Source organism: Serratia sp. HNCC26DJ206 (genome assembly GCF_057180605.1).
Map to the genome: position 1 here is coordinate 25,991 of NZ_JBXUGP010000026.1, position 15,620 is coordinate 41,610.

General features: G+C 54.5%; 16 protein-coding genes and 1 other annotated feature (1 of these 17 cut by a window edge). Of the genes, 12 read left to right on the top strand and 4 right to left on the bottom strand.

The window, feature by feature from the left end; genetic code table 11:
- Positions 1 to 52, top strand: a sequence feature (Trp leader region); it begins 52 nt to the left of the window's first position.
- Positions 53 to 77: 25 nt separating this feature from the next.
- Genes AC2A1E_RS17430 through trpA form a run of 6 tightly spaced genes read left to right on the top strand, consistent with a single transcriptional unit; the run spans position 78 to position 6,640 of the window.
- Entirely contained in the window at positions 78 to 1,640 is a 1,563-nt protein-coding gene (locus AC2A1E_RS17430) for an anthranilate synthase component 1 (RefSeq protein WP_484384799.1), read from the top strand.
- A complete protein-coding gene (locus tag AC2A1E_RS17435) occupies positions 1,640 to 2,221 on the top strand; it encodes a glutamine amidotransferase-related protein (protein ID WP_484384800.1) in 582 nt (193 codons plus the stop codon). Before AC2A1E_RS17430 ends, AC2A1E_RS17435 begins: the two co-directional genes overlap by 1 nt.
- Positions 2,222 to 2,237: 16 nt before the next feature.
- On the top strand, positions 2,238 to 3,236 hold the full coding sequence (gene trpD / locus AC2A1E_RS17440; RefSeq protein ID WP_484384801.1) for an anthranilate phosphoribosyltransferase: 999 nt from the start codon (positions 2,238 to 2,240) through the stop codon (positions 3,234 to 3,236).
- A 3-nt stretch (positions 3,237 to 3,239) separates the two neighbouring features.
- A complete protein-coding gene (gene trpCF / locus AC2A1E_RS17445) occupies positions 3,240 to 4,604 on the top strand; it encodes a bifunctional indole-3-glycerol-phosphate synthase TrpC/phosphoribosylanthranilate isomerase TrpF (protein WP_484384802.1) in 1,365 nt (454 codons plus the stop codon).
- Between the two features lie 39 nt (positions 4,605 to 4,643).
- Entirely contained in the window at positions 4,644 to 5,834 is a 1,191-nt protein-coding gene (trpB, locus tag AC2A1E_RS17450; RefSeq protein ID WP_484384803.1) for a tryptophan synthase subunit beta, read from the top strand.
- Positions 5,834 to 6,640, top strand: coding sequence for a tryptophan synthase subunit alpha (gene trpA, locus AC2A1E_RS17455; protein ID WP_484384804.1), 807 nt, complete (start codon positions 5,834 to 5,836; stop codon positions 6,638 to 6,640). The genes trpB and trpA overlap by 1 nt, the downstream gene beginning before the upstream one ends.
- Before the next feature lie 130 nt (positions 6,641 to 6,770).
- Here the strand turns inward: trpA and ompW are convergent, their stop codons facing one another.
- Positions 6,771 to 7,412 (bottom strand): outer membrane protein OmpW, encoded by a 642-nt coding sequence (gene ompW / locus AC2A1E_RS17460; RefSeq protein WP_484384805.1) that lies wholly within the window; start codon positions 7,410 to 7,412, stop codon positions 6,771 to 6,773.
- Positions 7,413 to 7,696: 284 nt separating this feature from the next.
- Between ompW and AC2A1E_RS17465 the strand changes: the two genes are divergently transcribed.
- Both AC2A1E_RS17465 and AC2A1E_RS17470 read left to right on the top strand, forming a co-directional pair.
- Complete coding sequence (locus tag AC2A1E_RS17465) at positions 7,697 to 8,125, top strand: YkgJ family cysteine cluster protein (RefSeq protein ID WP_484384806.1); 429 nt, start codon at positions 7,697 to 7,699, stop codon at positions 8,123 to 8,125.
- Between the two features lie 32 nt (positions 8,126 to 8,157).
- Entirely contained in the window at positions 8,158 to 8,910 is a 753-nt protein-coding gene (locus AC2A1E_RS17470; RefSeq protein WP_484384807.1) for a YciC family protein, read from the top strand.
- A gap of 47 nt (positions 8,911 to 8,957) precedes the next feature.
- On the opposite strand, the gene AC2A1E_RS17475 is transcribed toward AC2A1E_RS17470, so the two are convergent.
- Entirely contained in the window at positions 8,958 to 10,661 is a 1,704-nt protein-coding gene (locus AC2A1E_RS17475) for a SulP family inorganic anion transporter (RefSeq protein WP_484384808.1), read from the bottom strand.
- A 223-nt stretch (positions 10,662 to 10,884) separates the two neighbouring features.
- On the opposite strand from AC2A1E_RS17475, the gene AC2A1E_RS17480 reads away from it, so the two are divergent.
- On the top strand, positions 10,885 to 11,424 hold the full coding sequence (locus AC2A1E_RS17480) for a septation protein A (RefSeq protein ID WP_484384809.1): 540 nt from the start codon (positions 10,885 to 10,887) through the stop codon (positions 11,422 to 11,424).
- A gap of 70 nt (positions 11,425 to 11,494) precedes the next feature.
- Entirely contained in the window at positions 11,495 to 11,920 is a 426-nt protein-coding gene (gene yciA / locus AC2A1E_RS17485; RefSeq protein ID WP_484384810.1) for an acyl-CoA thioester hydrolase YciA, read from the top strand.
- Between the two features lie 67 nt (positions 11,921 to 11,987).
- Here yciA and tonB read toward each other — a convergent pair whose 3' ends face one another.
- The gene (gene tonB / locus AC2A1E_RS17490; RefSeq protein ID WP_484384811.1) at positions 11,988 to 12,716 is read right to left on the bottom strand and encodes a TonB system transport protein TonB; all 729 of its coding nucleotides are present in this window, start codon (positions 12,714 to 12,716) and stop codon (positions 11,988 to 11,990) included.
- A gap of 269 nt (positions 12,717 to 12,985) precedes the next feature.
- On the opposite strand from tonB, the gene AC2A1E_RS17495 reads away from it, so the two are divergent.
- On the top strand, positions 12,986 to 13,282 hold the full coding sequence (locus tag AC2A1E_RS17495; RefSeq protein ID WP_484384812.1) for a YciI family protein: 297 nt from the start codon (positions 12,986 to 12,988) through the stop codon (positions 13,280 to 13,282).
- 125 nt (positions 13,283 to 13,407) lie between these two features.
- Here the strand turns inward: AC2A1E_RS17495 and AC2A1E_RS17500 are convergent, their stop codons facing one another.
- Positions 13,408 to 13,965, bottom strand: a complete 558-nt coding sequence (locus tag AC2A1E_RS17500; RefSeq protein WP_484384813.1) for a TetR/AcrR family transcriptional regulator — start codon at positions 13,963 to 13,965, stop codon at positions 13,408 to 13,410.
- Positions 13,966 to 14,086: 121 nt separating this feature from the next.
- On the opposite strand from AC2A1E_RS17500, the gene AC2A1E_RS17505 reads away from it, so the two are divergent.
- The gene (locus AC2A1E_RS17505) at positions 14,087 to 15,559 is read left to right on the top strand and encodes an MFS transporter (protein ID WP_484384814.1); all 1,473 of its coding nucleotides are present in this window, start codon (positions 14,087 to 14,089) and stop codon (positions 15,557 to 15,559) included.
- The last annotated feature ends 61 nt before the right edge of the window (positions 15,560 to 15,620 follow it).

Genomic DNA, 15,620 nt, shown 5'->3' on the forward strand with positions numbered 1-15,620 from the left:
TCATCTGACACTGCAGATTCCCTAAGCCCGCTGGTAACGCGGGCTTTTTTACGGACAAAATTTAACTGGAACCACCGATGATGAACATCAAACCACAACTTAAACTGCTGACGGCGCAGGCCGGTTACCGCGGCGATCCAACAGCGATTTTCCACCAGCTGTGTGGCGCACGCCCGGCCACCCTGCTGTTGGAATCGGCAGATATCACCAGCAAGCAAAACCTGAAAAGCCTGCTGGTGATCGACAGCGCTTTGCGCATCACCGCGCTGGGCCGTAAAGTCACCCTTCAGGCGCTGACGGTCAATGGCGCTGCGCTGTTGCCGTTGCTGGACAACGCGCTCCCGGCTGAGGTACTGAACCTGGTGCGCCCTAATGGCCGTGAATTGACCTTCCCTGCCATCGACGCCGTACAGGATGAAGATGCGCGCCTGCGTTCGTTGTCGGTTTTCGACGCGCTGCGTACCTTGCTGGCACTGGTTGATGCCCCGGCCGATGAGCGCGAAGCCATGCTGCTTGGCGGCCTGTTTGCCTACGATCTGGTCGCCGGGTTCGAAGATTTGCCGGAGCTGCGCCACGACCAGCGTTGCCCCGATTTCTGCTTCTATCTGGCAGAAACCCTGTTAGTTCTCGATCATCAAGGCGGCATTGCCCGCTTGCAGGCCAGCGTATTCACTGGCGAAAGCAGCGAGACACAGCGTTTGCAACAGCGCCTTGAACAGATTCAGGCGCAATTAAAGCAGGTTCCCCAAGCGATTCCTCAGCAAAAACTGGAAGACATGCAATTAAGCTGTAACCAGAGCGATGAGGAATACGGCGCGGTAGTCAGCGAACTGCAACAGGCGATCCGCCATGGCGAAATCTTCCAGGTAGTGCCTTCACGCCGTTTCTCGCTGCCCTGCCCGGCCCCGCTGGCCGCTTACCAGACGTTGAAAGACAGCAACCCAAGCCCTTATATGTTTTTCATGCAGGATGACGAGTTCACCCTGTTCGGCGCTTCCCCAGAAAGCGCGCTGAAATATGATGCCAGCAACCGCCAGATCGAAATTTACCCGATCGCCGGTACCCGTCCGCGCGGCCGCCGTGCCGATGGTTCTTTGGATCTGGATCTCGACAGCCGCATCGAACTGGAAATGCGTACCGATCATAAAGAGCTGGCCGAACACCTGATGCTGGTCGATCTGGCGCGCAACGATTTGGCGCGCATCTGCGAAGCGGGCAGCCGCTATGTGGCAGATTTGACCAAAGTCGACCGTTATTCCTTCGTAATGCACCTGGTTTCCCGCGTGGTCGGAACCCTGCGCGCCGATCTCGACGTGCTGCACGCCTACCAGGCATGTATGAATATGGGTACCCTGAGCGGCGCACCGAAAGTACGCGCCATGCAGTTAATCGCGGCTTCCGAAGGCTCACGCCGTGGCAGCTACGGCGGCGCGGTGGGGTATTTCACCGCTCATGGCGATCTCGATACCTGTATTGTCATCCGCTCAGCCTATGTTGAGGACGGTATTGCCACCGTGCAGGCCGGTGCCGGTGTGGTGCTGGACTCCGTTCCCCAGGCAGAAGCCGATGAAACCCGTAATAAAGCACGCGCCGTGCTGCGTGCCATCGCCAGCGCGCATCAGGCCAAGGAGGTGTTCTAATGGCCGATATCTTGCTGCTCGACAACGTCGATTCCTTTACCTACAACCTGGTTGATCAACTGCGCGCCAGTGGTCATCAGGTAGTGATTTACCGCAACCAGATTGCCGCCGATCTCATCGTTGAACGGCTTCAGCAGATGGAACAACCGGTGCTGATGCTGTCGCCCGGCCCTGGCACCCCGGCAGACGCTGGCTGTATGCCGGAACTGTTGCAACGGTTGCGCGGCCAGATGCCAATTATCGGTATCTGTCTTGGTCATCAGGCAATTGTTGAAGCCTACGGCGGCCACGTTGGCCAGGCTGGCGAAATCCTGCACGGCAAAGCTTCCGCCATTACGCATGATGGTGAAGGCATGTTTGCCGGCATGCCCAATCCACTACCGGTCGCCCGCTACCACTCGCTGGTCGGCAGTAATATCCCAACGGAGCTGGTGGTAAACGCCCGCTTCGGTGACATGGTGATGGCGGTGCGTCACGATCGCCATCGCGTATGTGGTTTCCAGTTCCATCCCGAATCGATTCTGACTACCCAGGGTGCGCGTCTGCTTGAGCAGACTCTCGCCTGGGCTCTGGCGAAATAATTAAGAGAAAATGACTATGCAACCTATTCTTGAAAAGCTGTATCGATCAGAGTCGATGGACCAGCAGGAAAGCCAACAGCTGTTCAGCGCCATCATGCGCGGTGAACTGGAGCACAGCCAATTGGCCGCTGCGCTGATCAGCATGAAGATCCGCGGCGAGCGCCCCGAAGAGATCGCCGGCGCAGCCAAAGCGTTACTGGATGACGCGCTGCCATTCCCACGGCCGGATTATGATTTTGCAGACATCGTCGGCACTGGCGGCGACGGCACCAACAGCATTAACATTTCAACGGCCAGCGCCTTTGTCGCTGCGGCCTGCGGTGCCAAAATCGCCAAACACGGCAACCGCAGCGTGTCCAGCCGTTCTGGATCTTCCGATCTGCTGGCCGCGTTTGGCATCCGCCTGGATCTGCCAGCCGAAGAATCCCGCAAGGCGTTAGACGAGCTTGGCGTGTGCTTCCTGTTTGCGCCGCAGTATCACACTGGCTTCCGCCATGCGATGCCGGTACGTCAACAGCTAAAAACCCGCACGGTGTTCAACGTGCTCGGCCCGCTGATCAACCCGGCCCGCCCACCGCTGGCGCTGATTGGGGTATACAGCCCGGAACTGGTGTTGCCCATCGCCGAAACCCTGCGCGTACTGGGTTATCGCCGTGCTGCCGTGGTGCACGGCGGCGGGATGGACGAAGTCGCCATTCACACCACGACTCACGTGGCTGAACTGAATAATGGTGAGATCGAAAGCTATCAACTGACACCAAAATCCTTTGGATTGGCAAGCCATTCGCTGGACTCCTTGCTGGGCGGTTCACCGGAAGAAAATCGTGACATTCTGGCAAGGTTGTTACAAGGTAACGGTAACCCGGCTCACGCCGCAGCGGTCGCCGCTAACGTCGCGCTGCTGATGAAGTTATTTGGGCAGGAAGATCTGCGCCACAACGCGCAACAGGCATTGGACATGATTCACAGCGGGCAGGCCTATAGCCGTGTTACCGCTTTGGCAGCAAGAGGATAAGTAATGCAGCAGGAAACCGTGCTCAACAGGATTGTTCGTGATAAAGCGCAATGGGTCGCGGCACGAAGCCAACAACAGCCACTGGCCAGCTTTCAGAATGACATCGTCCCAAGCAACCGTGGTTTTTATCAGGCACTGCAAGGACCCCAAACGGCATTTATTCTTGAATGTAAAAAGGCATCTCCTTCTAAAGGATTGATCCGCGAGAATTTTGATCCGGTGGAAATTGCTTCGGTCTACAAGGATTTTGCCTCGGCGATCTCCGTGCTCACCGATGAGAAATACTTCCAGGGCAGCTACGACTTTCTGCCGCTGGTGAGCAAAACCGTCACTCAGCCAGTATTGTGCAAAGATTTCATTATCGACCCGTACCAGATCTATCTGGCACGCTATTACCAGGCCGATGCCATTCTGCTGATGCTGTCGGTCTTGAATGATGAACAATATCGTCAGTTGGCCACTGTGGCCCATAGCCTGAATATGGGCGTGCTGACCGAAGTGATCAGCGAAGAAGAACTGCAACGTGCGGTGCAGCTTGAAGCCCAGGTGATCGGCATCAACAACCGCGATCTACGCGATCTCTCTATCGATCTCAACCGCACCCGCGTCTTAGCACCACAAATACCGCAGGGCGTTACGGTGATCAGCGAATCAGGGATCAACAACTACGGCCAGATCCGTGAACTCAGCCACTTTGCCAATGGTTTCCTGATCGGCAGTGCGCTGATGTCGGAAGGCGATCTGCGCAGCGCGGTACGCCGGGTGATCCTCGGTGACAATAAAGTCTGTGGCCTGACCCGGCCGCAGGATGCCGCTGCCGCCTATCAGGCCGGTGCCAATTACGGTGGCCTGATCTTCGTTGGCCGCTCACCGCGCTGCATCGATATTGCCCGTAGCCGCGAAGTGATTGCCGGTGCACCACTGAAATACGTCGGCGTGTTCTGCGATGCGCCGTTCGATACCCTGGTGCAAACCGCTGAACAACTCGGCCTGCATGCCGTGCAACTGCACGGTGCAGAAGACCAGGCTTACATCAGCGCCCTGCGTGGCAAGCTGCCCGCATCCTGCCAGATCTGGAAAGCGTTAAGCGTGAAAGACCGCCTGCCAGCCCGCGATCTGCAGCATGTCGATCGTTACCTGCTGGATAACGGTGCCGGTGGTACCGGAGTGCGTTTCGATTGGGCGCTACTGCAAGGGGAAACGCTGAGCAATGTGATGCTGGCCGGTGGTTTGAACGCAGACAACTGTGCTGCCGCAGCCCAGCTCGGCTGCGCGGGCCTCGACTTTAATTCCGGCGTAGAGAGCCAGCCCGGCATCAAAGATGCCGCACGTCTGGCGGCAGTATTCCAGGCTCTGCGCGCTTACTGATTGCGAATATAAATTTAACGGATAACAACGGGAAACATCATGACGCTGCTTAACCCCTACTTCGGCGAATTTGGTGGTCAGTATGTGCCACAAATTCTGATGCCGGCCCTGAAACAACTTGAAGAAGCCTTTGTTAGCGCACAGCGCGATCCTGAGTTTCAGGCAGAGTTTATCGATCTGCTGAAAAACTACGCGGGCCGCCCAACCGCCTTGACGCTGTGTAAAAATCTGACCGCGGGCACCAAAACCAAACTCTACCTGAAGCGTGAAGATCTGCTGCACGGCGGTGCGCACAAAACTAACCAGGTACTGGGCCAGGCGCTGCTTGCCAAGCGTATGGGCAAAACCGAGATCATTGCGGAAACCGGTGCCGGTCAACACGGCGTAGCTTCCGCGCTGGCCTGTGCGCTGCTCGGGCTGAAGTGCCGCATCTATATGGGTGCAAAAGACATTGAACGCCAGTCGCCAAACGTGTTCCGTATGCGCCTGATGGGGGCAGAAGTGATCCCGGTGCACAGCGGTTCTTCCACGCTGAAAGATGCCTGTAACGAAGCGCTGCGCGACTGGTCTGGCAGTTACGATCAAGCCCACTACATGCTCGGTACCGCCGCAGGCCCACACCCTTACCCGACCATCGTGCGTGAGTTCCAGCGTATGATCGGCGAAGAAACCAAAGCTCAGATGCTGGAGCGCGAAGGCCGTTTGCCAGATGCGGTGCTGGCTTGTATTGGCGGCGGTTCCAACGCCATCGGCATGTTTGCCGACTTTATCGACGACGCCAGCGTCGGCCTGATCGGCGTTGAGCCGGCTGGTTTGGGGATCGAAACCGGTCAACACGGCGCGCCGCTGAAACACGGCCATGTCGGCATCTACTTCGGTATGAAATCCCCGATGATGCAAACCTCTGAAGGGCAGATCGAAGAGTCTTACTCGATTTCTGCCGGGTTGGACTTCCCTTCCGTCGGGCCACAGCACGCGTATCTGAACAGTATCGGCCGCGCGGAATATGTGTCGATTACCGATGATGAGGCGCTGGAAGCCTTCAAAGAGTTGTCGCGCCACGAAGGCATTATCCCGGCGTTGGAGTCTTCCCACGCCTTGGCCTATGCGCTGAAAATGATCCGTGAAACGCCAGAGAAAGAACAAATTCTGGTGGTTAACCTGTCTGGCCGCGGCGACAAAGACATATTTACCGTTCACGATATTCTGAAAGCTCGGGGAGAAATCTGATGGAACGTTACCAGCAGCTGTTTAAACGCCTGGAAGGCAACAGAGAAGGCGCGTTCGTGCCATTTGTCACCCTGGGCGATCCTAACCCAACGTTGTCGCTGCAAATCATCGATACTCTGGTGGAGAACGGTGCCGATGCGTTGGAACTGGGGATCCCATTCTCTGATCCGCTGGCGGATGGCCCTACCATCCAAGGTGCTGCCCTGCGCGCTTTCGCCTCTGGCGTAACGCCAACCCATTGTTTCGAAATGTTGGCGGCAATCCGCCAGAAGCACCCGACCATTCCCATCGGCCTGCTGATGTATGCCAATCTGGTGTTTCACAAAGGCATCGACGTCTTTTATCAGCGTTGCGCAGAGGTTGGCGTGGACTCAGTGCTGATCGCCGACGTGCCGTTCGAAGAGTCGGCACCGTTCCGCGCAGCAGCAACGCGCCACGGCATCGCGCCGATCTTTATCTGCCCGCCGAATGCGGACGACGACTTGCTGCGTGAGATCGCTTCTCATGGCCGCGGTTATACCTATCTGCTGTCACGCGCTGGGGTCACCGGCACGGAAAGCCGGGCGCAATTACCGCTGCATCATCTGGTGAACAAACTGCGAGAATATCATGCAGCACCGCCGTTGCAGGGCTTTGGTATTTCTGAACCTTCGCAGGTGAAAGATGCGTTGCATTCTGGCGCTGCCGGAGCCATATCTGGTTCGGCGATTGTCAAAATCATCGAACAAAACCAGACACAACCCGCAGAGATGCTGGCCAAGTTGGGTAAATTTGTTCGTGAAATGAAAGCGGCTACCCTCGCCTGATCCTCTCGATCACCGGGTGCAACCGTTGTGCCCGGTAACAAGACGCGTTCAAGGTAGGTTTGTAAAAACGATAGGCGAATCAAATAAGACAAGAGGAAGCACCAGGCGGTGCCTCCCCTGCAAAACTAAATTAGAAACGGTAACCCGCCCCGAACATAAATACGATCGGATCCAGACGCGTATCAATATTCTGATGTTGATCACCAGCGTCAAAGCGGACTTGAGTTTCGATATTCATCCACCACACCGACATGTTCAACATCCAGTTCTTATCCAGGTTGTAATCCAGACCTGCCTGGCCCGCTACGCCCCAGGAGTTTTTCAGATCCAGATTGCTCAACCCAGCACTCTTACCATAGTCGTTGAATTTTTCATCAAAGAACATGGTGTAGTTAAGGCCAAGACCCAGATAAGGACGTAGTTTGTCCTGCTTGTCACCAAAATAGTACTGTGCCATCAGCGTCGGTGGCAGATGTTTAATGGTAGCGATATCGCCGTTTACAGCGCTGCCTTTCAGGGACACTTTGTGGCTGAATGGCGTAGCCGCCAACAGTTCAACACCAATATTGTCCGTGACCATATAACCGAAGGTCAGGCCCAACTGAGTATTATTGTTGGCACCAAACGATCCCTGACCAAGAACATTATCCGAGCCCGCGTTTGGACGCACAGTTGCGGTGCCCGCACGGAACAAGAAATCACCTGCCTGATGCGCACTTGCCAACACGGGCGCCATCATAGCCGCCAATACCACCAGAGTTGTCTTTTTCATTATCCATTCCATTTGTGTGGTTTACAGTCTCGACGAATATACCTATTAACGGGTATTTATGATCCAATCGAGATCACATCTTATGTGTAAAAATTTAAATTCATACCGAAAACAAGGATATCTAAGCCACTAATAAATCAAGAATTGATCTAAATCAAAAAAGGCCGCTTGTTGCAAAAATGATACGCACTTAAATTTCAGTTGCTAAAGAAATGGTTGCTGAGTAGTTTCGTCATTCATGTTGGTTTTGGTTCGTGCCCGCAAGGAATCAGTGAGCAATCAAGATGAGCGAAATTCAAAATCCCTGTGTCAGCTGCGGCGCATGCTGCGGCTATTTTCGAGTGTCATTCTATTGGGCCGAAGCGGAAGACGGCGGCGGCACCGTTCCTCTAGCAGTTACCGAGCCATTACCCCCTTTCCTGCGCTGTATGCAGGGTACCAATAGCCGATCCCCACGCTGTAAAGCGCTGCAAGGTGAAATCGGTCAGGCTGTCTTCTGTTCGATCTACCTTAACCGACCAAGCCCGTGCAGGGAGTTCGAGCAGTCTGGGAACAATGGCTTGCATAATGAGGCCTGCGATCGCGCCCGCGCAGGTTATAACCTGCCGCCGCTGCTATTACCGGTACCGAATAGGCCAATCGCCGAAGAAATAGGCGCTGTGCAACTCACGGGGTGCCACAGTGGCGCGGAACAGGGTACAATTACCCACTGATTTATCTCTGTTCTCGACGCCAAGGAGTCTGCATGCCTATCACGGCCAACACGTTGTACCGTGACAGTTTTAACTTTTTCCGTAATCAACTGGCCAGCATCCTCTTGCTGGCTCTGTTGACCGGGCTCATTTCGGTGTTGCTCAATCAGGCTTTCAGCCCTGATGTTGAGCAATTGAAACTGTTGAGTGCGACGGAAAGTGATTTTACCTCGACCGCCGGTATGGGAATTCAGGAAATCATTCAGCAAATGACACCAGAGCAACAAATGGTGTTGTTAAAAGTCTCTGCTGCCGCGACGTTTTCTGCCTTGGTAGGTAACGTATTGCTGGTGGGTGGGATGTTGACACTGATCCGTTTGATTTCTCAAGGCGAGCGCACCAGTGCACTGCGCGCTATCGGCCTCTCTGCGCCGCAACTGCCGCGTTTAGTGTTGCTGCTGTTTGTCTGCACCCTGCTGATCCAGCTCGGCTTAACGCTGTTCATCGTGCCCGGCGTAATCTTGGCGATATCATTCTCGCTGGCACCGGTGATTTCGCTTGCTGACAACAAAGGCGTGCTTGCTTCGATGAAGTTGAGCTGCAAGCTGGCCTTTGCCAACGCTCGCGTGATTGTTCCGGCGATGATGCTGTGGTTGGCTGCCAAACTGCTGGTGCTGTTCATGGTCAGCCATCTGTCTGTCCTGACGCCAAACGTCGCCAGCGTGGTGTTGACCGCACTGAGTAATCTGGTTTCAGCACTGCTGCTGATTTATCTGTCCCGCCTGTATATGCTGCTGCGCGACTGATTATTCGTTGGATATGTCAAGGGCACGCTTCGGCGTGCCCTTTTTGCTTACGGTGCCGCAGTGGGCTCCGCCTGTTCCTTACTTTGAATCAGCTTTAAAGCCAAATAGAGGTCAGGCACCAGAATCAGATCCTGATCGCGCCCCACTCGGTTGAGACGGAACCAGCGCGTCAATTCAGTGCGCCGCCCTGCCAGCACCAATTTTACGTTACGCTGTAACAGATCGCGCTTCAGTTCATCGATTGCCGCCAACACGCTGATATCTGCGTGGGTAAAGCTGGCGACCGCATCAATTACTACCCAACGTGGCTGGAACGGCGTGCCGTCCACCAAGTTGAGGATCCGGCGCTTGAAGTAAGCCACGTTAAAATAGGTCAGCGGTGAATTGAAGCGATACATCATCACGCCTGAAACGGCCTTCACGCCGTTGTTATTCCCCATTGAGTGGATCATGCCTTCGTCGTTAACGCCTAACAGTTGCTCGGTCGGGCGGAAGACGGTGCGCAAGAATTGCATCAGTCCAAGTAAAACCGCCAGGCCGATACCGCTGATCACCCCCACCAGCAACACGCAGAGGAAGGTAAAGGCCGCCAGACGAAACGCCTGCGCGTTGCGACGGCGCAAAATCCAGATCCCCCGGATATCGATCAACGACCAGGCGGCATACATCAGCACCACGCCCAAACCAGCTACGGGGATAAACTGCAGTGGCTCGGTCAGGAACAGCAGCACAATCGCGATCACCACGGCGGCAATGATCGAAACTAACTGGCTCTTGCCACCGTTAGCATCATTTACCGCCGTACGCGAATCGGCACCGCTGATAGCAAACCCTTGCGACAGCGCAGAAACAATGTTTACCAAGCCCAGCGCGCGGAATTCCGCATCAGCATTTACCTCGTAACCATTTTTTGCCGCAAAACTCCGGGCGGTCAGCATCATACTGACAAAGCTCACCACCGCCAGGTTCAATGCAGGGATCACCATGTCACGCAGCAATCCCGGCTGAAAATCGGGCCACTGGACGATGGGCAACATGCCGCTGAAACCGCCGACGGTGATAACACCGTGCTGTTGCAGATTACCGGCCCAGGTGACGAAGGTGGCTAATACGATGGCAAACAGCGGCGCAGGCCAGTTTGGCCGCAACTTTTTAACGCCAAATAGCATTAATAGCGTCAGCAAAGAGACGCCGATGGTCAGCCAATCGCTGTGCAATAAGTTACCGGGTAACGCATAAATACGTTCGATCAGTTGCGCAGGAGGCGTGCCAAATCCCGTCACCTTACCGATTTGATCGACAATTATGGTCACCGCCACGCCGTTCAGCAGCCCATTGAGAATCGGCCGGGATAACAAATCGGCCAGCGCCCCCAGCCGGAAACGGCTGGCAAGCAGGCACCATGCCCCCATCATGGCGGTCATCATGATAGTCAGTTGCCAGTGCAACTCCAGATTCCCGGCGGCAAGCGGCGTCACCACGGCGGCAATCACCGCACAGGTGGCCGCATCTGGGCCGACAATCAATTGGCGCGACGAACCGAAGATCGCATAGGCAATCATCGGCAAAATACAGGAGTAAAGCCCCACCACCGGGCTGACACCCGCCAGTTCGGCATAAGCAATGGCCACCGGTAGCGCCACTGCCGCTACCGACAATCCGGCGCGAATATCCGATTTCAACCAACTGCGTTCATACCCTAACAAATGTGTCAAACCAGGCGTCAACGCCTGGAGAGATTTCCACTGCATAGCTATTTTCCATAGTAAATTATCGGTCTATTATTGCGTTTACTGGGCGATTGTACGAGCCGCATGCGCCATTAATCCACGATGAGAATCGTAAGGTTATGCAAATTCCTGCCTAACCAGCGGAAATCCGGTGGCCAAACGCCGATAATCAGCACTTTCCCGCAGTACACAGATCCCGCCGAATCCGGTATAGTCGGCCGATGAACCTTTGATGGATTGATTTATGAAGCAGTTTCTTGATTTCCTGCCACTTATTGTCTTTTTTGCTTTTTATAAGCTCTACGATATTTACGTTGCTTCCGGCGCGTTGATCGCTGCAACCGCCCTGGCCTTAGTCTTTACCTGGATCAAATATCGCAAGGTCGAGAAGATGACGCTGATCACCTTCTTGATGGTGGCGGTATTTGGTACCTTGACGCTGGTGTTCCACAACGATTTATTTATCAAGTGGAAAGTCACCGTGATCTACACCCTGTTCGCACTGGCGCTATTAGTTAGCCAACTGATCCTGAAAAAACCGTTGATCCAGCGCATGCTGGGTAAAGAGCTGACGCTGCCGGATAAGGTATGGGGCAATCTCAACCTTGCTTGGGCGGTGTTCTTCCTGGCTTGTGGGCTGGCCAATATCTACGTGGCATTCTGGTTGCCGCAAGACGTTTGGGTTAACTTCAAAGTCTTTGGCCTGACCGCGCTGACGCTGGTCTTTACCCTGTTGAGTGGTGTCTATATTTATCGGCATATGCCAGCAGAACAAAAAAAATAGCCGGTGTTAATGCCCGCGGTATTTACCGTGGGCAGTATTAATCTGATTCCTTTTTGATAAGCAGACAGTGATGACACAACAACCTTTACCCAGCGGAGAGCTGGTGCTGCGTACGCTGGCAATGCCAGCGGATACCAACGCCAACGGCGATATTTTCGGTGGCTGGCTGATGTCGCAAATGGATATTGGCGGTGCAATCCAGGCAAAAGAGATTGCCGAAGGCCGCGTGGTGACCGTGCGCGTCGACGGGATAACCTTCCTGAAACCGGTGGCAGTTGGCGATGTGGTCTGCTGTTATGCCCGCTGCATCCGCACCGGCCGCAGTTCGATTACCGTTAACATTGAGGTGTGGGTGAAGAAGGTATCCTCTGCCCCGATTGGCCAGCGCTATCGCGCCACTGAAGCGGTATTCACCTATGTCGCGGTAGATGCGGCTGGCAGCCCTCGCGCCCTGCCAGATGGTAAAATGAACTTCCGTGCTGACGCCGAAGAATAAGCGCACCGGAAACGCTTAAAAGGGCTGCCAGATAAATAAGGCAGCCCTTTTTTATTCTCAGGCGCAATCAATTCAGATCGGTTGACCCATCCACTCTGAAGATAATGGTTTTTGTCAGGTTCTGTGCCGCTTTAGGTTCATAACGCCATTTGCGCATCGCCTGCTTCACTTCCCGTTCAAACATGTTGCGCGGCTCTGCCGACAGGATTCGGAGATTCGTCACCCGCCCATCGCTATCTACATCAAACTGCACTTTCACCTTACCTTCAATTTGCAACGCCAATGCCCGTGGCGGATACATCGGCTTAGACAGGCTCAACGCTTTTGGCCCCAACTCGCGCGAGTTACCCGGCGCTGGCGCGGCAGGTGCCTGTTTGATCGGGGCATTATCGATCGGTTTGGCCTGTGAATCGCTCTCAAAAGGAGAAGGCTCACGCGGTTCGGCTTTCTTCACTTCACGCTTCACCGGTTTTTCAACCTTCGGTTTAGGCTTTGGCTTAGGTTTTTCAGGCTCAGGTTTCGGGATCGCTACTGGCACCGGCAATGGTTCAGGGAGCGGCTCAGGTTCTGGCTCTACCTGTGGCTCGGGCTCCGCAGCCGCAGGCGGTGGTGGCTCAGCCAACGTGGCCATATTGACCATCATGACGCTGATTGGAGCATCTTCCTGCTTCGGTAACTGCATCACTTCTTTTACCGAAGCATAAAGCAAGGCGGCCACCAAGGCACTGTGCAAGCCAACGGAGAGAACAATTGGCACGGAAAAACGGCGAATAAGGAACATCTTTTTTAGCGGCATAATGATTCTTTTTCCTCTGGTCCGCCAAGTTTAAATGCAAATGGTTATCATATTCAATAACGAAAGACGAACTATCGCTTTAATCGCCACTAAAACCCGCAAACTCATAGGGATATTAACCTCTGCCTCGCCTTTATCCTGCTTTTTTACGCCAGTTCTTCAGCTTTCCTTCCTATCTGCACAAAATTGTGCGGATTGACGTTCCCTTGTCACCGGTTTTACGCTAATTTTACCTCACTGTTCTATAGCAATGATTTTAAAGGTGAAATATGCTTTATCTGATCTACGCACAAGACGTACCCAACTCTCTGGAAAAACGCCTTGAAGCTCGTCCGGCACATCTGGCGCGTCTGCAGGCGCTGCGTGATGAAGGCCGACTCGTGGTTGCTGGCCCTAACCCGGCGATCGATAGCAACGATCCCGGCAGCGCTGGTTTTACCGGCTCCACCGTGATCGCAGAATTCGCGTCTCTGGAAGCGGCAAAATCCTGGGCACAACAAGACCCTTACGTCGCCGCTGGCGTGTATGCGGATGTTACGGTAAAGCCTTTTAAGCAGGTGTTTTAAGCAAAAAAAACCAGCACGGAGGTGGCTGGCTAAGTGGGTTCTTCGAGGGAATTCTTGTTTAGTAAATAGTTATTCGCTAAACATACTCCCCGAATGATGTGGCCGCCACCTATCGCTGCGATAGGTTAATCTTGTTGAACCATTTCATTGAGAACCCATTTTTGCATATCGGCAAACATATCGTCCCACTCTGCCTGGTCGATATCCATAAAACCAAAGAACCGCAGCATAAAAGCCCCCTCAGTGGCTAAAAATGCCAGCCGGGCTTTTTTGCCCTGCTCAGTGTTCAGATCCAACCCTGCGATACGGCCGCGATACCATTCCCGCGTGCTGTCCAGATGTTCCGGCGTTTGTATTAACGTGGCCATTAACCCTGCCGCTTTGGCGCTCGATGCCTGATCGGAACTGCGAGTGGCCTGCATATGCGCCTGAACAATGGTAACCGGTGCCGGATCGCTACCCGCAATGCTGTCAAAAACCCGGTCATAAGCCTTACCCCAGCGTTCGAACATGGCATCAATCAAGGCGTCTTTATTCCCGAAGCAGTACTGCACTCCACCTTTGGAAATTCCCATGGCTTTCGCCACTGAATCAATGGTTAACCCAGCGGCACCTTGGGTAGCCACGATCTCTTCTGCCGCGTCCAGCACTTTGTCACGATCGATGCTTCGTTGACGCCCCATTAAGAAAACTCCTTTTCAATACGAACGTATGGATTTATATTATGCTCAGTATACCACCGCAGAAACCGGGTGGTTACCGCAAGATGGCGCAGTCGCGCTATCGGTTTTTTAGGATAAGATTATGCACGCCCAAAACCGCTGGCTGATCCTGGCAATGATCTCCAGCGCATTATTTTTAATCATTACCGATATGACGGTACTTTACACCGCCTTGCCACGCTTGACCCAGGCGCTGGATGCCAGCGCCTCACAAAAACTCTGGATCGTGAATGCCTACCCACTGGTGGTCGCCGGGTTGTTGCCGGGTGCGGGCATGCTCAGCGATCGTATCGGCCACAAGAAAATGTTTATCGCCGGGTTACCGGTCTTTGCTCTGGCTTCGCTATGTGCCGCTTTCTCCCCCAGCGCCCAGTGGCTGATTGCTGCACGCGCGTTTCTGGCGATCGGGGCTGCCATGATGATGCCCGCCACCTTATCCATCGTGCGCCACGTGTTTACCGATGAACGCGAGCGTTCGCTGGCCATCGGCATCTGGGCGGCAGTTGCCTCCGGTGCCGCAGCGCTTGGGCCCGTCGTCGGTGGAGCCTTGCTGGCCTATTTCTGGTGGGGAGCGGTATTTCTGATCAACGTTCCGGTAGTCATGCTGGTATTGCCGCTGGCATGGTATTGGATACCGCAATGCGGTGGCGACAATAAGCATCCCTGTGACGTGATAGGTTCGATACAGATCATGCTCGGCCTGGTTGCGGCTATCTATGCGTTGAAAGAGCTGAGCAAACCCAGCCTTTCATTACGCGACTTTGCGATTGCAGTCACGCTCGGCACCCTGTTTCTTACGCTATTCGTCCGCCGCCAGCGGCAAGCGCTGCATCCGATGATCGATTTCTCGCTGTTTCGCAACCGCATGTTTGCCAGCGGTGTCGGTGTGGCGATCATGTCGATGATCGCACTGGTGGGGGTTGAACTGGTCTTAAGCCAGCGTTTACAACTGGTACTGGGAATGTCGCCCTTACTGGCGGCGATGTTTATTCTCCCTATTCCCGTGGCTTCTGCGCTGGCTGGCCCATTAGCCGGGATGTTGATGCCGCGCTATGGTGAGCGCAGTATGCTGATCGGTGGCTTCGTTCTCACCGCACTGGGGATTATTGGCGTCGTTCTGGGGTATCAAGGCAACATAGTGATGCAGCTTATTTGCCTGTTTGTGATCGGATTTGGTCTTGGCGGTGCCATTACCGCCGCCTCTACCGCCATCATGCTCAACGCCCCCGAAGAGAAAGCCGGTATGGTGGCTTCTATTGAAGACGTTTCCTGGGAGCTAGGTGGCGTATTGGGCATCACGCTGCTGGGCGGCTTGATGACAGCGGTCTACAGTCACAGCCTGGCATTACCAGATAGCCTGCCAGTTGGCGATCTGGCTTATGACAGCATTGATGAAGCATTGCGGTTAGCGGGTCATATGGGCGCTGACAGGGCGGCAGAACTGATCAAACTGGCGCGCGCCGCCTTCGATCAGGCATTTATTGCCGTGCTGATTGCTGCGTCCGTACTGGTGAGCCTGAGCGCCGGGGTATTAAAATTCGCCCTGCGCCGGTAAACGCTCTACTCTTTTATCACTCTACCCAAAGTACTTGGAGTTGCAGGTAGGCGGCAACTGA

Coding starts and splice junctions, on each gene's coding strand:
- AC2A1E_RS17430 (WP_484384799.1), top strand. CDS start 78: ATGATGAACATCAAACCACAACTTAAACTGCTGACGGCGCAGGCCGGT.
- AC2A1E_RS17435 (WP_484384800.1), top strand. CDS start 1,640: ATGGCCGATATCTTGCTGCTCGACAACGTCGATTCCTTTACCTACAAC.
- trpD (WP_484384801.1), top strand. CDS start 2,238: ATGCAACCTATTCTTGAAAAGCTGTATCGATCAGAGTCGATGGACCAG.
- trpCF (WP_484384802.1), top strand. CDS start 3,240: ATGCAGCAGGAAACCGTGCTCAACAGGATTGTTCGTGATAAAGCGCAA.
- trpB (WP_484384803.1), top strand. CDS start 4,644: ATGACGCTGCTTAACCCCTACTTCGGCGAATTTGGTGGTCAGTATGTG.
- trpA (WP_484384804.1), top strand. CDS start 5,834: ATGGAACGTTACCAGCAGCTGTTTAAACGCCTGGAAGGCAACAGAGAA.
- ompW (WP_484384805.1), bottom strand. CDS start 7,412: ATGAAAAAGACAACTCTGGTGGTATTGGCGGCTATGATGGCGCCCGTG.
- AC2A1E_RS17465 (WP_484384806.1), top strand. CDS start 7,697: ATGAGCGAAATTCAAAATCCCTGTGTCAGCTGCGGCGCATGCTGCGGC.
- AC2A1E_RS17470 (WP_484384807.1), top strand. CDS start 8,158: ATGCCTATCACGGCCAACACGTTGTACCGTGACAGTTTTAACTTTTTC.
- AC2A1E_RS17475 (WP_484384808.1), bottom strand. CDS start 10,661: ATGCAGTGGAAATCTCTCCAGGCGTTGACGCCTGGTTTGACACATTTG.
- AC2A1E_RS17480 (WP_484384809.1), top strand. CDS start 10,885: ATGAAGCAGTTTCTTGATTTCCTGCCACTTATTGTCTTTTTTGCTTTT.
- yciA (WP_484384810.1), top strand. CDS start 11,495: ATGACACAACAACCTTTACCCAGCGGAGAGCTGGTGCTGCGTACGCTG.
- tonB (WP_484384811.1), bottom strand. CDS start 12,716: ATGCCGCTAAAAAAGATGTTCCTTATTCGCCGTTTTTCCGTGCCAATT.
- AC2A1E_RS17495 (WP_484384812.1), top strand. CDS start 12,986: ATGCTTTATCTGATCTACGCACAAGACGTACCCAACTCTCTGGAAAAA.
- AC2A1E_RS17500 (WP_484384813.1), bottom strand. CDS start 13,965: ATGGGGCGTCAACGAAGCATCGATCGTGACAAAGTGCTGGACGCGGCA.
- AC2A1E_RS17505 (WP_484384814.1), top strand. CDS start 14,087: ATGCACGCCCAAAACCGCTGGCTGATCCTGGCAATGATCTCCAGCGCA.